Source organism: Halomonas elongata DSM 2581, assembly GCF_000196875.2.
Taxonomy (GTDB): Bacteria; Pseudomonadota; Gammaproteobacteria; order Pseudomonadales; family Halomonadaceae; genus Halomonas; species Halomonas elongata.
Map to the genome: position 1 here is coordinate 2,749,313 of NC_014532.2, position 17,676 is coordinate 2,766,988.

The 17,676-nt window shown below is 65.5% G+C and carries 15 protein-coding genes; 5 read left to right on the forward strand and 10 right to left on the reverse strand.

The window, feature by feature from the left end; genetic code table 11:
- Together HELO_RS12865 and HELO_RS12870 are read left to right on the forward strand one after the other, a co-directional pair.
- Nucleotides 1-1,047, forward strand: coding sequence for a FecCD family ABC transporter permease (locus HELO_RS12865; protein ID WP_013333086.1), 1,047 nt, complete (start codon nt 1-3; stop codon nt 1,045-1,047).
- A gap of 193 nt (nt 1,048-1,240) precedes the next feature.
- Nucleotides 1,241-1,864, forward strand: coding sequence for an RraA family protein (locus HELO_RS12870; RefSeq protein ID WP_013333087.1), 624 nt, complete (start codon nt 1,241-1,243; stop codon nt 1,862-1,864).
- Nucleotides 1,865-1,923: 59 nt separating this feature from the next.
- On the opposite strand, the gene HELO_RS12875 is transcribed toward HELO_RS12870, so the two are convergent.
- The 5 genes from HELO_RS12875 to HELO_RS12895 form a co-directional block, all read right to left on the reverse strand.
- Nucleotides 1,924-3,834, reverse strand: coding sequence for an IucA/IucC family protein (locus HELO_RS12875; RefSeq protein WP_232519597.1), 1,911 nt, complete (start codon nt 3,832-3,834; stop codon nt 1,924-1,926).
- 92 nt (nt 3,835-3,926) lie between these two features.
- Nucleotides 3,927-4,718 (reverse strand): HpcH/HpaI aldolase family protein, encoded by a 792-nt coding sequence (locus tag HELO_RS12880; protein WP_013333089.1) that lies wholly within the window; start codon nt 4,716-4,718, stop codon nt 3,927-3,929.
- On the reverse strand, nt 4,712-6,607 hold the full coding sequence (locus HELO_RS12885; RefSeq protein WP_013333090.1) for an IucA/IucC family protein: 1,896 nt from the start codon (nt 6,605-6,607) through the stop codon (nt 4,712-4,714). The genes HELO_RS12880 and HELO_RS12885 overlap by 7 nt, the downstream gene beginning before the upstream one ends.
- A gap of 44 nt (nt 6,608-6,651) precedes the next feature.
- Entirely contained in the window at nt 6,652-7,914 is a 1,263-nt protein-coding gene (locus HELO_RS12890) for a type III PLP-dependent enzyme (RefSeq protein ID WP_013333091.1), read from the reverse strand.
- On the reverse strand, nt 7,907-9,718 hold the full coding sequence (locus HELO_RS12895) for an IucA/IucC family protein (protein ID WP_013333092.1): 1,812 nt from the start codon (nt 9,716-9,718) through the stop codon (nt 7,907-7,909). The genes HELO_RS12890 and HELO_RS12895 overlap by 8 nt, the downstream gene beginning before the upstream one ends.
- 440 nt (nt 9,719-10,158) lie before the next feature.
- On the opposite strand from HELO_RS12895, the gene HELO_RS12900 reads away from it, so the two are divergent.
- Together HELO_RS12900 and HELO_RS12905 are read left to right on the forward strand one after the other, a co-directional pair.
- Nucleotides 10,159-11,007 carry an ABC transporter ATP-binding protein gene (locus tag HELO_RS12900; protein WP_041602134.1) on the forward strand — a complete coding sequence of 283 codons (849 nt, stop codon included), beginning with the start codon at nt 10,159-10,161 and terminating at the stop codon, nt 11,005-11,007.
- A complete protein-coding gene (locus HELO_RS12905; protein ID WP_013333094.1) occupies nt 11,004-11,924 on the forward strand; it encodes a sucrase ferredoxin in 921 nt (306 codons plus the stop codon). Before HELO_RS12900 ends, HELO_RS12905 begins: the two co-directional genes overlap by 4 nt.
- 13 nt (nt 11,925-11,937) lie before the next feature.
- Here the strand turns inward: HELO_RS12905 and HELO_RS12910 are convergent, their stop codons facing one another.
- The 4 genes from HELO_RS12910 to HELO_RS12925 are packed head-to-tail and all read right to left on the reverse strand — an operon-like array spanning nt 11,938 to nt 16,066.
- Nucleotides 11,938-13,098 carry a metal ABC transporter permease gene (locus HELO_RS12910; protein ID WP_013333095.1) on the reverse strand — a complete coding sequence of 387 codons (1,161 nt, stop codon included), beginning with the start codon at nt 13,096-13,098 and terminating at the stop codon, nt 11,938-11,940.
- Nucleotides 13,098-14,243 (reverse strand): metal ABC transporter permease, encoded by a 1,146-nt coding sequence (locus HELO_RS12915; protein ID WP_013333096.1) that lies wholly within the window; start codon nt 14,241-14,243, stop codon nt 13,098-13,100. Before HELO_RS12915 ends, HELO_RS12910 begins: the two co-directional genes overlap by 1 nt.
- 2 nt (nt 14,244-14,245) lie before the next feature.
- Nucleotides 14,246-15,031, reverse strand: coding sequence for a metal ABC transporter ATP-binding protein (locus HELO_RS12920; RefSeq protein WP_013333097.1), 786 nt, complete (start codon nt 15,029-15,031; stop codon nt 14,246-14,248).
- Nucleotides 15,032-15,085: 54 nt separating this feature from the next.
- A complete protein-coding gene (locus HELO_RS12925) occupies nt 15,086-16,066 on the reverse strand; it encodes a metal ABC transporter solute-binding protein, Zn/Mn family (protein WP_013333098.1) in 981 nt (326 codons plus the stop codon).
- A 185-nt stretch (nt 16,067-16,251) separates the two neighbouring features.
- Between HELO_RS12925 and HELO_RS12930 the strand changes: the two genes are divergently transcribed.
- On the forward strand, nt 16,252-16,812 hold the full coding sequence (locus HELO_RS12930) for a PRC-barrel domain-containing protein (RefSeq protein ID WP_013333099.1): 561 nt from the start codon (nt 16,252-16,254) through the stop codon (nt 16,810-16,812).
- 69 nt (nt 16,813-16,881) lie between these two features.
- Here HELO_RS12930 and HELO_RS12935 read toward each other — a convergent pair whose 3' ends face one another.
- Nucleotides 16,882-17,676 carry an ABC transporter ATP-binding protein gene (locus tag HELO_RS12935; RefSeq protein WP_013333100.1) on the reverse strand — a complete coding sequence of 265 codons (795 nt, stop codon included), beginning with the start codon at nt 17,674-17,676 and terminating at the stop codon, nt 16,882-16,884.

Here is a 17,676-nt window from a genome sequence, read left to right on the forward strand (position 1 = left end):
ATGACTCATTCCGCTTCCCTGAAACAGCAGGGCGATGGCACCGTCGATGCCCGCGCGACCCGCTATCCGGGTATCGCCGCCCTGCTCGTGCTGGTCCTGCTGGCCAGCATGGGCCTGTCACTGAGCCTGGGCAGTTTCCCCACCCCGTTCGGCAGGGTGCTGGACGCGCTGGTCGAGCCCCGGGCAAGCGACATCGCCTTCATCGTCTGGGAACTACGCCTGCCGCGCATCCTGCTGGCCGTGCTGGTGGGTGCGGCCCTGGCCGTGGCCGGTGCCATCCTCCAGGGCATCGTGCGCAATCCGCTGGCCTCCCCGGACGTGATCGGCATCACCAGCGGCGCCGCCCTGGCCGCCGTGGCCTTCATGGCATCGTTCGGCGCCGGCCTGAGCCTTCATTGGCTGCCGGCCTCCGCGCTGCTCGGCGCGCTGCTGTCCGCCCTGCTGGTATTCCTGCTGGCCTGGCAGCGGGGCATTGCGCCCTCGCGCATGGTGCTGGTCGGTATCGGGCTCTCCGCCGCCATGGGAGCCGTGACCACCCTGCTGATCGTGGTCAGCGACGATGCCGCCGCCATGACAGCCTATGTATGGCTGACCGGCAGCCTCTATGCCGCCCAATGGCAGGACGTGCTCGGCATGCTGCCCTGGCTGCTGATCGCCATCCCCCTGTGCCTGACCCGGGCGCGGCACATGGATGCCATGGCGCTCGGCGATCACGTGGCCCTGGGACTGGGCGTGAACGTCCTGCGCAGCCGGCTGCTGCTGATGGCCTGCAGCGTGGCACTGGCGGGGGCGGCCGTGGCTTTCGCCGGAGGACTCAGCTTCGTGGGTCTGATCGCTCCCCACATCGCCGCCCGCCTGGTGGGGCGGGGCTTCGCCAGGCTGGTCCCCACCGCCGCCCTGGTCGGCGCCCTGATCGTGCTCTACGCCGATCTCCTCGGCCGGGTGGCCTTCCTGCCCGAGGACCTGCCCGCCGGCATCTTCGTCTCGGGCGTGGGCGCGCCCTTCTTCGTCTATCTCCTGCATCGAACCCGGCACCGCCGTTACTGAATCGGCCCGTTCCTCATCACTAGGGTTTGTACGAAAAGTCGCCGAGCGATGGCCAGACAAGGCAAAAATCAGCGAAGAAGCGGAGTTTACAAGGGCTAAATGAGCATTTTGAGCTGATTTTTAACGCCGTATGGGCGCGCGCAGGCATTTTTCGGACAAAGCCTAAAATCCATGGCAAGAGCAGGGAAAGTCCATGTTTCATATCGCACCCCGTCAGGACACCATCACGGCACAGCAACGGCAACGCTATCGAACCCTTGCCACCTCCACCCTGGGACATTTCACCGACTTCGGCGCCATCACCTCCCTCTCCCCCATCCAGCGGCCTGTCCGACTTCTCGGCACGGCCGTGACGGTCAGGATTCCCCATGTCGACGGCAGTATCATCCGCGAGGCCCTGAAGATGGCCTGCCCGGGTGATGTGCTGGTGATCGATGTGTCCGGCGACCACCGGCGTGCCTGCTGGGGCGAGTTCCGGGCCTATGCGGCGTTGCGCAAGCAGCTCGCGGGTGTCGTCACCAACGGCGCCATCACCGACTGGGACGCCCTTTCCCGGTTGAACCTGCCCATCTACTCACGGACGACCAGCCCGCTGACCACCAGAGCATTGGAACTGGAAGGCGAGATCAATACCCCGGTCGCGATCGACGGCGTCACGATCAATCCGGGCGACCTGGTGGTAGGCGACGACGATGGGCTCTTCATCATTCCGCCGCAGCGTGCCGACGCACTGGCCGACGCCGCAGAGAACAAACAGGTACAGGAAGAGGAAAAGCGAAACGCCGTCGAGGCCGAATTCCCCGAGTGGTTCCGCTGAAAACACCGCCCGACCTATCGTCGGGCGGTGTGTGCATCAGGCCGTAGACGCTGTACGTTTCAGGCCTCGTTCAGCGCCTCGGCTGGCATTGCCGCATCGGGCAGCCCCACCCGAACGAACGGATTGCAGGTCGCACTGGTACCGAAGGGCATGCTGCCCGGGCCCCCGGCGCGCTCGATGATCGGCGTGATGAGACGCTTGTAGGGCCATTGTTCCCTCTCGAAGAGCTGCGCCTTGAGCATCCCGCGGTCGCGGTCGTCGAAGGGGATCGCATCGATCCGGGCCTCGAGGCGAGTCGCCATCTCCCGCCAGAGATTCCGGGCCGGCAGCGCGTAATGATCCGCCAGCGTCTCGATGATCGCCCGCAGGTTGACCTGTATCGCCAGGGTCTGAAGCCAGAACAGCAGGGCCTCGAGACTGTCGTGGTAAAGGGTGTTGGAGTGACCGGGCTTGATGCAGTAGCACGGATCCTGCATGCCGTACCGCTCCAGGCGCGCGACACTGATCCGCAGCGAGTCATGATCGCGCAGCAGCAACCCGTCACAGCGACCTTCCCTGAACACCAGAACGGCATTCTGGCCATGCACTTCCGCCAGCATGCCGAGCCGGAACATGCGCAGGTTGATGTCGAAGAACGTATCGCACAGCTCGCCCAACAGCGCCTGAACCGAGTCGGGGCTGGCCGTCATGCCACGCTGTGCCAGCCAGTCGTCGAACACATGGTGCTCGCCGCCCGGCAGCGGCGTTCCCAGGGTGGCCATGGGCACCAGGCGCACGCTCGAGTCCTCCAGCAACGCGCTGGGGTAGCTGCGCACCATGGCGGACAAGTGTCGCGGGGCTTCGTCGAACAGCGTCGCTCCCTCCGGCATGTAGGCCCACCACTTGCCTTCATCGCACAGGTAGAGCCCTTCGGCGAGCCGGGTATCCTTCTCCCTGGCCTGGTGCAACAGGCGGGCGCTTAGATCGCCATTGAACATCTTGACCGCCGGCAGGTAGCGCGAGGCACCCAGGGAATGGATGGCCATCGGCAGCTTCAGGTAATGCGGACTCGCCGTGGTCGGGGCCAGCGAACGCAGCGAGGACGTCGCGAGCCAGGGCTCGGTGACCGAGGCCAGCGAGACGCAGTCGCCCGCCGCGAAGGCCGATTCCAGCCAGTGGGGCAGCGCATGCTCGTGCTGCCAGGGATGCACGGGAATGGCGATGTGGGTCCGAGCCAGCCCCCGCGAGTTCATCTCCTGCTCCAGCGCTTGACGGCCCTCGTCGCCGACGAGCCATGCCACCGGCACCGGGCCGTCTTCCTCGACACCGGCGCCGGTCATCACCCGGTCGCGGGCGATCGCGACCCAGCGCAGCGTGATGGGCGCATTGAACTCGGCCATATAGGCTCGATACTCGTCCTCGCTGAGCCCCTGCTTGGCCTTCGCCGTGGGGTGGTAGGGTCGGTCGAGCAACGACGCCCACTGCTCCATGATCGCAAAATGCTCGGCCGTATCGCGGCGCAGCAGGTCGCGTGTCTCCACCCGGTGCTCCACCGAGCTTTCCGCCTGCCAGAGGCTGTCGGACAGCGCCTCGAGAAACACCTTCTGTCCCTGCTCCAGGGCCTGATCGTCGTCGGCACCGAAGACACGGCGCATGAAGGCGACCGGATCGAGTGGCGTCCACTCCCCGCTCTCATGATCCACCAGGATCACCGGGGTCCGGGGCACCTTTTCCCATGCCTGGACGATACCGGGCTGCAGCAGCATGACCACGCCTTGGTGCCGATCCTGCGGCCAGATCCAGAACCACCGTGAGCAATGGCCTCCATCCAGGGCCTGGAACACCGGCAACCGGATGAGCCAGTCGTCGGCCCTGGAGGCGTCCTGCCAGACTGCGCCAAGGTCATCCAGCATGCCCTCTACCAGCAGACCATCCACCAGCGACTGCATGATCTGCGCCTGGGCATGGTGCTGGGCATTAAAAGGTTCCATGGTCGTGAACTCCGCAACGGTGTCAGTACGCTCGAGCGAGGCAAGCTGGCTCGCCTCGCGAGAAGAAAGGGAACAAGTCGTCATCGGTGAACTCATGAACGGGAGGTCCCGTGCTGTTCAGGCGCCCTGGCCTCGCCGAGCGCCTTCTGCAGGGCGCGAAAGGCGATGCCGCGCTCGTCGCCCAGCATGAAGGCGTTGACGCCGCACGCCTGCCATCGGGCCTTGGCGTCCGGGTGACGCAGGAAGGCGCAATAGGGAAGCTGCCGTGCACTCGCCGTGCGCTGGACCTCCTCCAGCGCCTGGACGACATCGGGGTGTCCGGGCTGCCAGGTCACGCCCATGGACTGGGACAGGTCCGCCGCCCCCTCCAGTACCATGTCGAGGCCCGGCACCCCGCAAATCGCCTCGATTCTCGCCACACCCTGGCGGCTCTCGATCATGGCGACCACCATGATCTCCCGATTCGCCTGCACGACGTATTCCGCCAGGGAGGATTTGCCGAAGGAGCCGGGACGCCCGGCATTGAGGCTGCGCTCGCCTTCCGGCGCATACTTGCACGCGGCCACGGCCCGCTCGAGGGTCTCGGGGTCTTCCACCCTGGGCAACACGATTCCCTGGGCTCCGCCGTCGAGCAGACGCAGCAGCGTCTTGGGATCGGCGTCGGCTACCCGCACCAGCGGCGTCAGCCGGTAGCTCTCGGCGGTACGAATCATGTGCTCGACGGTTTCCGGGTTGATCAGCACGTGTTCGGTATCGATCACCACGAAGTCGAAGCCCGCCTCGGCGATCAGCTCGATGGAGGCGGCCGTGGGCAGGGAGGCCATGACACCATGGACTTCCCGCCCTTCGGCCAGCGCCCGCTTCAATCGATTGGTCCTCAGCATGACGCCGCCTCCCCTGGCGCGTAACTGGCCAGCGGATTGGGTACATGCTTGACTTGGGGGACGTCATCGCCGAAGAGACGACGACGCGTCAGGGCTTCCACTTCCCAGCGAGGCGCGAAGACATCGAAGCAGCGATAGCGCTCGCCGTGCTGCGGATTGGCACGCTGATAGTCCTTGATCACGTCCGCCGTCATGGCCCAGAAACGCGATTCCTCCAGCCCGAAATGCCGATGCAGGAAGACGGCCATCTCCGCCAGGGCGATGAAGAAAAAGGCATCACAGGAATAGTCGCGCACCGCGTCCAGGTCATCGGTGACGATGAAGGAATTGCGGTTGAGGGCGGCATGGCGTTCGGGCACGGGTTCCAGGACAGGGGCCAGCTCGGGTCGTGCCAGATGCGAGCTGCTGAAGCGCACGCCGTCATGGAAATCCTTCAACGCCACCCTGAGCGGCCAGCCGTCACGATGAATGACCACGATATTCTGGCCATGGGACTCCATCCCCACGCCCTCGGCGAACAGCATGTGGATGATCGGCAAGGTGGCGACTTTCACGAGCTGCCGGGTCCAGGCTTCCAGCCCATGACGTTCCACCCAGGGGGCGATGAAGGGGCTGACGGGCTCCCCTTCGGCATTACGCATGAGCTGGCTCAGCCCATTGAAGGGCACGGCCCGCTCGCCATCCTGCAGGAACTCGCCGACGTTCTGCCGCCAGATGGCACCGACCTTGCCATAGACGTCGTTGTATCGGGCCTCGGGAAAGGCGCGCTCGTCCAGCGCCACGCCGGCCACCTCGCCCAGGATCACGAACCCCGCCGCCCTGGCGGTCGCATCCGTGTCGATGAGCCGTTGAAGCCACTGGGTAATGATCGGCCCATTGGTCACGGTATGGCGCGCCAGGATGCGCGTGCTGGATGTATTGGTGATGCTCATCGCCAGCTTGAGATACGGCTTGCCCGTATCCTGCGGGGCCAGGGTGCGGATCGACTGCTGAGCGGTATAGGTCGTCTCCCCTTCGCCCAGCAGGGCGATCTCGCCGCTGGCAAGCTCGGGGTAGAGCACCGGAACCAGCGCGTTTTCCCACTGCCAGGGATGCACCGGCATCAGCACGACCTCGTCCCGCGCCAGTCCCCGCCGCTCGAGGTAGTCGTCCAGACTCGCCAGTACTCGCGGCCCGGCATCCTCCGCTATCCGGTCGGCCAGCGCCATCCCGCCGACTGCGCCCTGATGTGCCAGGCATACCGGCACGGCAAGCCACCAGACCTGAAGCGGCTGGGCGAACTCCGGCCCATAACGCTGGTTGTCCCGCAGGGAAAAGCCTAGCCGCGACTTGTAGCAGGGGTGATAGCTGTGCGCGTCGGTGAAGTACTGCTCCAGGGCATCGGCATCCAATGCCTGCGGTGTCTCATGGAAGGGCATCGGCCAGGCGGATGACTGCACGTCCTTGATCAGCGTCTGCGTCAATTCGTTGACGAAGCCAGGCTGAATCGCAAGATCTCCCAGCGCCGCCTCGAGGTCCCCGAGAAACCGCTGCAGGCTCAACGGCTCCGGGGTCCCCTCATGGTCCTCGACCACCAGAGTGGAATGCTCGAGACGGATCAACCGGAAGCTGTGGCATTGCCAGCCGCTCACCCGGTAGTGACGCGCGCCCAGGGTCAGCGAGAACGACGTGGCACCGGAATCACCGGACGCCGGCTCGGCGATGGCCTCGTGGGAAAGCACGTCTTCATAGAGCAGGGTCTGCAATAGCTGACCGACGACGCGTTGCTCGACACGGGCGTGATGCCGCCAGTGCTCCGGGAAGGCGAAGGGCATGGAGACACAACCCAAGGCGTCCGAGGCGCCCACCGTTGCCGCGGCCTGCGGCAGAACACGTTCATGTGATGACATGATGTACCTTCAAAACCTGATAAATGGACCAGCGGTTCCCTCGGTCAGTCCACCGGCTCGGCGCGCCGGTGACCTCCCGTTTCGGGGACGCTGCTCTCGCGACTTTCGCGAACGAAGACCTGATCGGGGCGTGGGTGGCACAGGAAGTCCGCGTGAGAAATGTTGTAGCCATAGGCACCGGCCAGCGGCAGCACCAGCAGGTCTCCCGCCTCGACCCCTTGCAGCTCCTGCCGGCGACTCAACACATCCTTCGGGGTACACAGCTGCCCCACTACGGTCCAGGGTCGGCTCTCACCTCCGAGCGCCCGCCGAGGGGTGCGTGGCAGGTGAATGACCGGGTGGTCGTGCCCCTGGGCCGCGGGCAGGCGAAACTGGTGAGTGCCGCCCCGGCAGACGAGAAAGCCTTCCCCATGGCTGACTTTGGTATCGATCACCTCAATCGCGTAGTAGCCACAGAAGGCCGAGAGGAAACGCCCGATCTCGAAGCGCACCAGCGGGGGCTCGTGCATGGCCGCCAGACGTTGCTCCAGGGCCCGGCACAGGCCAGGCCAATCGAACTGCTCGGACGGCTGGAGGTAGTTCACGCCGATACCGCCCCCCACATTGAGCTGGATCACCTGCTCGGGATGACGGGCCAGCGCTCGCCACCGGGGCCAGCGCTCCAGATAGGACGCCAGGAGCCGCTGGTGCCGCCGCTCGCATTTCTGGTGCGACATGGCATGCACGTGGAAGCCGACGAGCGCCAGGTTCGGAGCGTCATCCACCGCCCGCACGGCGTCGGCCAACTGGGCCTCATCGATACCGAAAGGCGTGGCGGTGCCGGCCATTCTCAGACGACTGGAGAGATCCTCGGGAAGCGAGGGGTTGATGCGCACGAGCACGGGCTGCACGCGATCCAGGGATGCCGCGATCGTCTGCAGCCGAGCCACTTCGCCGAGACTTTCGACATGAAAGGCCTCGACCCCTCGCGTCATGGCCGCACGCATGTCGGAATCGAGCTTGCCCGGTCCGGAGAGCACCCAGGGGCGCGGCGTCGAACAGGCGCAGGCACGTTCGATCTCGCCGCCGGACGACAGCTCGAGCCCATCCACCACAGGCGCCAGCGTATCGATGATGGCCGCCTCGCTGTTGGCCTTGATCGCATAGTAAAGCTCGACGCCCGGCGGCAATGCCGCCTTCATGGCGCTTCCCTGCGCCGCAAGCGCCGGCAGGTCATAGAAGAACGCCGCCATGGGATCGTGGCACGCCTGCCGATACGCCTCGATGGCGTCGCGGATGTGTTCGGGGATCCCGAAGTGCTCAGCCATAGGCCACCTCCCTGTCCACCGCCCGGGCGACCTGCCAGGGGCTGGGCAATGCCACGTACTGGGCCTGCCGGTCCGCCTGTGCCATGAGCCTCAACTTGAAGTTGGTCTTGCAGGGCAAGTCCCCTCCCGCCAGCAACGCATCCAGCTCGGGAGTCGGCATCTCCAGGGTCTGCCGAACGCGCCGCAACTCGTCCAGGGTGTCCTGCCATAGCGCATCGCCCAGGTCGGGGCGCTGCCAGCTCAGCGCCAGGATCGCCTCGGCGACATGATTGACGAGCAGGCAATAGGCGATACGGTTCCACCCCTGCTCGCGGCGGTAGGTCATCGATTTCCTGACGCGGGGATGCAGTGACTCCCCCGCGAGCCAGTCCACGCCCTTGTCGTCGGTCAGTTTGACCCCTTCGAAGTCACGCAGCAGCATCTTCCGGGGCATGCCCTCGTCGTGGATCAGCACGCAATTCTGCAAATGGGGCTCCATGACGATGCCATGGCGGAAGAACAGTCCCATGACCGGCGCCACCAGCGTGCGCAGATAGGCCTGGAACCACTGTCGAACCCGGTGTTCCGACGGCAGTGCACGATCTCCATCACTGGGCGTCGTACCCTCGATGAAGGGCAGTACCATGGGAACCAACTGAGTATCACGGGCGAACAGCGTCGCGCTGAGCAGGCAGCGGTCGGGCGAGAACCGCTGACAGAAGTTCTCCCGCAGGATCATGCCGGTCTGCTCCCGGAACCAGCGCTTCAGGTCATCGTCACCCTCGGTTGGCGCCCAGTGCACCGTCGCCGGTTCCTGTGCCACGCACAACGCCTCCAGTACCGAATCCTTCTTCTGGGCGAGCCGATGCATGATGCGGTCGATGACCAGCGTACTTTCCAGCTCGTACCAGGCGTTCTTGCGCACGCAATTGGTGATGCGCACATTGAGTGATCCCTTGAGGAACCAGGGATGACCCTCGATGTACCAGGTACGCATGGAAGCGGTGGGCACGGCAGGCCAGCCGCTCTGCCCGAGATCGCCGATGATGCCTTCCCGAATCATCTCCGCCACCCGGGCATCCCGCCGGAAGAGGTCGGCCTGCACCGGGTGCATGCTGAGCACCCCTCGCTCGTCACCCTCGGCATGGGTCTGGTCCGCCACGTTCGACAGCACATCCAGGTCACTCAACCGATTGGCCTGGACGCTCAGCCCCTCCATCGGAAAGGAAAACTGGTGCAGGGCCGTCGTGGCACTGAATTCCGGGGCATAGGCGGGTCTGTCCTGCAACAGATGGGGCGGCCATTGCCTGGCCTTGGGCGTGGGATGGTTGGGATGGCCAAACCATAGTCCCTGCTCACTGCAACGATAATCCGTCAATGGATGAAGTCTGGGCTGCTCGACGGCATGCGTGACGATCGCCGTCATGATGTCCTGGCTTTGCACGACCTGATCGCACAGCTCCCGATTGAGCGTCCCGTCATGCCACTGGCAGTGCTCCAGCAGTGAGGAGATCAACTCCGCCATCCCGGGGGCATGCCAACCGGCAGCTCCCGCTTCCCGAAGATAGGTGTCGGAGAGGTAGAAGTGGCTCCCGATCACCGAACGCCGGTCCACCATCACGAACAGCGACAAGGATGCCGACCATTCGATCAGCAGAGGCGTGCCATGCAGGTGCTCCGGCAGGCCCTCCCGTCGGTCCGGCCATCGATAGGTCATGGCGTCATGAGGAATCGCCACTTCCTTGATAATGCAATTCAGCAACGCATGTGTGGATGCATGTCGGCTCGTCTCGCCAGGCAGGCGAGAGAAACGGGCATAGCTCATATGGCCTCCGCAAGAATGCCGTCCTTTAAAAAAACCACCTGCCTTGCCGTCTGCCGTGCCGGCAGCGGAAGCCCCGCCCTCTCTTCGTCGGGATGCTCCGCCACCAGCCTCCGGCACCCGCTGGCAGGTCAGTCAGCGCGTCCCTCGCTAGCCACGTTGCGAAGTTGTCTTGGAATGGTTGTGCTTGTTTTGTGTCGATCGAATCAGTGAGAGCCACCGCTTCCCTGACACAAGGAGGCTCCCGGCGCCTTAGCGTCGCGAATGAGAACAATTAATATAATCGTTCAGGAAAACAGTGTCCATGAGGCCCGAACGTTCCGTTCGCTATATGCTGACACCACATCATGCAGGAAGGGTCGGGCAAGCAAGCCCGATTCATTGAAAATGAGAACTTTTTGTCTTACGGTCTTGTCCCCGCTACCACACCGACGAGTCGCCCCATGCCCTCGATCCCTGCCAAGCCACCGCGACTGACGGGCGAAGCCCTGTGTGCCGGCTACGATTCCCGGCGCGTGCTGGACGGTGTCGATCTGACGGTGGCCGAGGGCAAGCTGACGATATTGCTCGGCCCGAACGGCAGCGGGAAGTCGACGCTGCTGAAGACACTGGCGCGCACCCTGACGCCCAGCGCCGGTCGTGTGTACCTCGATGGCCAGGACATCCATCGCCGCAACACGCGGGAGGTGGCCCAGCGCCTGGGCATCCTGCCGCAAGGCCCCTCCGCACCGGAGGGGCTGACGGTCAGGCAACTGGTCGGCATGGGCCGCTTCCCCCACCGGCGGCTCTGGCGACAGGATGCCGAGCGCGATGCCCGCGCCATTCGCGAGGCCATGGCCCATGCCGACGTCACCGAGTTCGCCGAGCGCAGCGTCGACGCGCTCTCCGGCGGCCAGCGCCAGCGTTGCTGGATCGCCATGGTACTGGCCCAGGAGACGGACCTGATCCTGCTCGACGAGCCCACCACCTTTCTCGATCTCAAGGTGCAGGTGGACCTGCTGGAACTGCTCTCGCGCCTGGCCCACGAGCACGGCCGAACCCTGCTGGTGGTGCTGCACGACCTCAACCTGGCCGCCGCCTACGCCGACACCCTGGTGATGATGCGCGACGGCGCCATTCTCCGGCAGGGCGCCCCTAGGGACGTTTTCACCGCCGCCAATCTCAAGGCGGTCTTCGATCTCGATGCCAACGTCATCCGCGATCCACACTCCCGCCGCTTGGTGTGCGTGCCCACGCCGGGCGTGCACGCAGCCGCGACGTCCTCGCCGGCCATTGAAGGGGTCGCGCCATGAACCAACGCTTCTGCGCCGTGGAAAGCCGCGCCATCGACGACCCGCTGGTCGGCAGCGGCGCCCATCTCGAACGCAACCTGCTGCTAAGTTGGCCGCGCCCCAAGTGGCAACGCAACCTGCGTCAGGCCAGCGACATGCCCGAGGCCCTCTTGGCGGCCCTGCACGCCCTCCCCGACGAGGGGCGGCGCGTCAATCTGATCCACCGGCGGGAGCAGCCCGAACGACACCATCGCGTCTTCCTGATGCCGGAACGCCAGGCCTTCGATGTTCCCCGCGAGGCGCTGGTCGACTTCATCGCGGCGCTGCGACGCGGCGACGACCTGACCGCCTGGCGACCCGAGCCGGTCGACCGTTCCCTGGTGCTCTGCTGCACTCACGGCAAGAAGGACAAGTGCTGCGCCAAGTTCGGTTTCGCCACCTACAAGGCCATGGCCGAGGCGGTGCGCCACCACGACCTGCCCTTCGATGTCTGGGAAAGCACCCACCTGGGCGGCTGTCGGCTGGCGGCCAGCGCCCTGGTGCTGCCGCAGTTGCGCAAGTATGGACGTATCGGCGACGACGACATCCTGCCGCTGCTGGAAAGCGAGGCCAGGGGGCGTCCTTATCTGCCCTGCTATCGCGGCGACTCGCGCCTGACGCCGCGACGCCAGTGCGCCCAGGTCGCCGCCCTGGAATGGCTGTCGGCCCAGGGTCTGGAAGCGGACATCGAGGTCGACGACGCCGAAGAAACCGACGCCCCCCATCATGAGGTGGCGGTGAAATGGCAGGCTGCACACCGGCAAGGCTGGCTGACCGTCACCTGCCACGCCCTCGAGCTGCTGCGCTACGACACCTGTTCCGACCTGGCGGATGGCCCCTCGCCGAGCCGGGTATGGCGTGCCGTCGAGGTCCGCGAGAGCACCCCGACCCCGGCGTGATCCGGATGGCGGCTCAAGGAGCCGTCGTGGTCAGCGATCCGGTGCCGTTGCGCGTCGGTTCGAGAATTTCCCGGGCCATCTCGCGGCCCGCAGCGGTGAGCATGAGCGTCTCGCCCCGGCGTTCGATCAGGCCTTCGGCACAACTGCGCTCGACCACCCGATTCGCCTTGGCGACATCCCACAGCAGGTGCTCACTCAGCGCCCGGGTGACATTCTCCACCCACTGCTCCGGGCCGTCCTCATGATTGTAGAGATGCACCGCCAGGGTGCGGATCTCGTTGACCCGACGCTGGCCGCGCCGCCGCAGCACCTGGGCGACCATGCCGTAGCGCGGCCCGACCAGGAAGGCCAGCAGCAAGAAGACGCCTGTCATCACCGCCATCATGCCGCCGATGGAAACGTTCCAGGCCACGGCCAGGAAGTAGCCCGAGACACTGGAGGCGATCGAGACCAGGGCGCCATGGATGAACATCATCCACAGACGGTCCGTGAGCAGATAGGCCGTCGAGGGCGGCACGATGACGAAGGCCACGAAGAGCACCGCCCCTACCGCGTCGAAGGCGGCCACGGCAGTGCCGCTGGTCAACAGCAGCAACAGGTAGAACAGCACGCCGGGAGCCAGCCCCAACGCCTTGGCCAGGGCCTCGTCGAAGGTGGCGAGCTTGAGTTCCTTGTAGAAAAGCGTGACGAAGGCACCGTTGATCAGCGTCATGGCACCCATCCACACCAGCGACTGGGGCACCCGGTAGTCGCCGATCGTCAGGGTATCGAGCCACACGAAGCCGATCTCGCCGAGCAGCACCGTGTGAGTGTCGATATGCACGTCCCGTGCGTACAGGTTGAGCAGCAACACCCCCGCCGAGAACAGCACCGGAAACACCAGGCCGATGGCGGCGTCCTTCTTGACTCGCCGCGTGCTGACCAGCAGCTCGGTGAGAAAGACGGTGAGCAGTCCCGTCAGGGCGGCGCCGACGATCTGCACCGGCCCGCTCTGCTGGTGGGTCAGCAGCCAGACGACGACGATGCCGAAGACGATGGAGTGGCCGATGGCATCGGACAGCATGCTGACGCCACGCAGCACCAGGAAGGTACCCACCAGCGAAGAGGCGATGCCGACCAGGGAGCCGACCAGCATGATCATCAAGGGGGCGTTGTCGAACAATGATGCCAGCATCAGAATTCCTCCCGACCCAGGGAGTCGAGGATGCGCTTGGCTTCTTCATGGCCCCTTGCCGTCAACACCCAGTGCTTGGCCCCGCCGGGCTCGTCGGGTGGTGCCGATCGCCACTCGACCAGGCCGCGCTTCTGCAACTGACGCAGCGCCGTCCGGGTACGATGCCCATGGTAGGTATCCAGCATGCCCTGTTCGGAACGGAACACCGGGTCGGCGTGATGCATGGCGAGGCGATAGAGCGTGGTCAGCACCTGCTGGTAGCGCAGTCGGCGCCGACCGCGCCACAGTCGCACGCCTTCCCAGACGAACCCGCGCCCCGGCGCCAGCAGCAACGACACCATCACCACGCTGGACACGCTGAGAATGATCAGGGGGCCGGTGGCCAGCCCGCGCGACAAGGCACTCAGCACGGCGCCGAATACCCCGCCCGACACACCGATCACGGCGGCAAGCATCACCATGCCCTCGAGTCGCCGGCTCCACTGCCGTGCCGCCACCGCCGGGGCGATGATCATCGCCGCCATCAGCACCACACCGACCATCTGCAAGCCGACCACCACGGCCAGGGCGATCATCACCGTGAGTACCACCTCGAGCCACATCACCGGCATGCCGAGCGAGGCGGCGAACTCGGGATCGAAGGACACCAGCTTGAATTCCTTCCACAGTGCGCTCACCAGCACCAGGGCCACCAGCGTGATGCCGCCCATGATCCACAGGTCGCTGCGCAGCGTCGCCGCGGCCTGGCCGAACAGGAAGGCGTCGAGACCACCCTGGGCGGCATTGTTCATGTTCTGGATATGGGTCAGCAGCACGACCCCCAGGGCGAAGGAGGTGCTCAGGGTGATGCCCAGCCCGGCATCGGTCTTGAGCCGGCTGTTTCGCGTCAGCAGCAGCATCACCAGGGCGGCCAGTGCGCCGGTGGTCAGCGCGCCCAGCAGGATAATGCCCATCTCCCGGGCACCGGCGATGATGAAGCCAATGCACACGCCGGGCAGAGCCGCATGGGACATGGTGTCGCCGAGCAGGCTCTGCTTGCGCAGCACGGCGAAACTGCCCAGCACGCCGCTGATCAGCCCCAGCAGCGCCGCGCCGATGGCCACGTTGCGAATGGTGTAGTCGTGCAACAGTTCGAGCGGCGACATCGTTACGTCTCCGCGGTCTTGTCGGCAGGCATGAAGGCCGCCTCGTCGAGCAGGGCGATCTGCCCGCCGTAGGCGCGGCGCAGATTCTCGGCCGTGTAGACGTCTTCCACATGCCCCTGGGCGATGACCCGGATATTGAGGATCAGCAGCCAATCGAAATAACTGCGTACCGTCTGCAGGTCATGGTGGACGACGATCACCGTCTTGCCGTCGTCGCGCAGGCGACGAAGGATATCCACGATGGCCCGTTCGGTGGTGGCATCGACCCCTGCCATGGGTTCGTCGAGGAAATAGACATCGGCCTGCTGCACCAGGGCCCGGGCCAGGAAGACCCGTTGCTGCTGCCCGCCCGAAAGCTGGCTGATCTGGCGATCGGCGAAGTCCTGCATGCCGACCATCTCCAGTGCCTGCATGGCTTCCCGACGCTCGCCCCGGCCCGGTCGCTTGAGCCAGCCGAGCCGGCCATATAACCCCATGGTGACCACATCCAGAGCGGTGGTCGGAAAATCCCAGTCGACACTGGAGCGTTGCGGCACATAGCCCACCCGCCGGCGACGCGACCGGTAGGGCCGGCCGAACAGGGTGACATGGCCCGCCACCGCAGGCACCAGGCCCAGCACGCTCTTGATCAGGGTACTCTTGCCGGCGCCGTTCGGGCCGACGATGGCCGCCATCACACCGGGCGGCACGTCGAAGTCGATGTCCCACAGCACCGGCTTGCTGTGGTAGCTGACGGTCAGATCCTCGACGTGCAGGGCCAGATCCGGTTCATGCAGCGGCGTTATCATGGGCGAAGCGGACTCTCGTATAACAGTGGTAATGTCGGGGAAGCGCCGAAGGCCTCATGAGGAGGCGATGTCCCAGCGCGCGGCCCAGTCGTCGAGGGCCTCGGGCAGTGCCGGCGTCTCGCCGCCGAGTGCCTCGACGATGTGCTGGGTATTACGATACAGCATGCCGATGTAGGTGCCATCGGCGGTGCCCGCTTCGCCCATGGCATCCGAATAGAGTTGCCCGCCGACGGACACCTCCTGCCCCTTCTCGCGCGCAGCTTCGATGACGGCCTGCACGGTTCGGGGATTGATGGTGCTTTCGACGAACACCGCCGGCACGTCGCGATCCACGACCACCTGCGCCATCTCGCGGATGTCCGCCACGCCGGTCTCGGTCTCGGTACTGATGCCCTGGATACCGGCTACCTCGATGCCGTAGGCACGCCCGAAATAGTTGAAGGCATCATGCGCGGTGACCAGGATGCGCTGCTGTTCGGGAATCGACGCGATGCTCTCCTTCACCCACTGGTGCAGGGCCTCGAGCTGCTCGGTGTAGCGCGACGCATTGTCCTGAATCCGCGATTGGCAATCGGGTCGGGCCTCGCTCAGCGACTCGGCGATGGTCGGCACGATCTGCGACCACAGGGCGACATCCATCCACAGGTGGGGGTCGATGCCATAGACATCCTGGACGGTGATCAGGCTGCCCGTGTCGATGGATGACGGCGCCACCGCCACCGTCGGCTTGATCTCGGAGAAACGCTCCAGTACATCGCCGAGCTGGCCTTCCAGGGAATAGCCGGAATAGAAGATCATCTCGGCCTGCTGGAAGGTGGAAACGTCACGGGCGCTGGCCTGGTAGAGGTGAGGGTCGACACCCGGCCCCATCAAGGTCGTGACTTCGACGCACTCACCGCCGACCTGGCCGATCACGTCTCCCACCATGCCGGTGGTGGCCACCGCCTGCACCGGCGCCGATTGCTGCGCCATGGCCGGCGCGGCAACCAATGCCGCCGCCATCGAAAGTCCTGCTGCCATCAGCCGAATTGCCATCCTGTCCTCCCATGCGTGAGCGCGAGCACGCAGGTATAGCATTGGCCAGGCACTCGAGTAAAAGCCGTTGCATCAATCGGTGCGATATATGATCTTAAGGAGGTCGCCTGGACGGAACTTCCCGCGACAATGCCACACCCATCGGTCGTCGATTGTTCGGCGCCAAGGATCAAGGAGAGACCCTAATGACCTCACGCACCCCTCTCAGCACCGCCATTCGCCCCGTCCTGTTCGGTGCCGGCCTGCTGCTGTCGGCCAGCGCGATCGCCGCACCCCAGGGCCTGTATTCCGCCAACGAACTGCTCGATGCGGATGTCTACGCCAAGTCCGACAGCGCCAAGGCCATCGGCGAGGTGGAAGATGTGCTGCTCGACAATGACATGCGCGTCCACTCCCTGGTCATCGATACCGGCGATCTGCTCGATCTGGGCGACAAGCAGTACGTGGTCGACGCCGAGCACTTCACCGTCGAAACCCGCAACGGCGACAGCCTCGAAAACATCGAGTACAGCGTCCACCTCGATCTCGATGCCCAGGCCCTCGGCGAGCAGCCCGAATACACCGATACCTGGTGGAACCAGGCCAAGGACAACCTCCAGCAGGCCTGGAGCGACACCAAGGAAGGCGCCGCCAGCGCCTGGGAAACCACCCGCTCGGCCACCAGCGGCGCCCTCGACAAGGCCGGCGAGGCCCTGAAATCCGTCGGCGAGAAGACCCAGCAGGCCGCCGACGACGCCGCGCAGTAAGTCACACGCTCACCGCCCGGACCCGGCAGCCAGCCGGGTCCGGGCGTCGGCACCGCTGGCCCCGTTTGCTTAGCGAATCCGCCGCAACCCCGTCAATATCGGCGCTCCGCTCTGCGGATCATGCATCAGGGTGCAGTCCACGCCGTAAAGCTCGCGGACCAGCTCACGCGTGACCACTTCATCGGGCGGTCCCGCCGCCACCACCCTGCCCTCGCGCATTGCCACCAGGTGATCGGCATAGCGACAGGCAATGGGCAGGTCATGCAGCACCATCGCCAGGGTTCGTCCCTCCTCGGCCAATTGTCGCACCAGCTCGAAGACTTCCAGTTGATGCCCCAGGTCGAGGGCCGATGTCGGCTCGTCGAGCAACAGCAATGACGTCTGCTGGGCGATGATCATGGCGATCCAGGCACGCTGGCGCTGTCCGCCGGAAAGCGAGTCCAGCGGGCGATCGGCCAGGGCGTGCAGGTCCGCCGCGGCCAACGCCTCATCCACCACCCGGCGATCCTCGGCCGACCATTGCCGCAACCAGCTCTGATGCGGCTGGCGACCGAAGCCGATCAACTCGGCAACGGTCAGCCCTTCCGGCGCTCGGGCCTCCTGGGGCAGCAACGCCAGCCGCCGAGCCAGCTCCCGGGCCGGTAGCCGGACAATTTCGTTGCCGTCGAGCAGCACATGACCGCCCCGCGGCGTGTGCAGACGCGCCAGCCCCGCCAGCAGGGTCGACTTGCCGCACCCATTGGGACCGACGATGGCGGTCACCTTGCCTGTGGGCAGGCAGAGGTCCAGGTCGACGACGACCGGCGTGCGGTCGTGGGCGAGCGTCAGTTTGCGAGCCTCCAGGGAACAAGCCACGGCATTCAT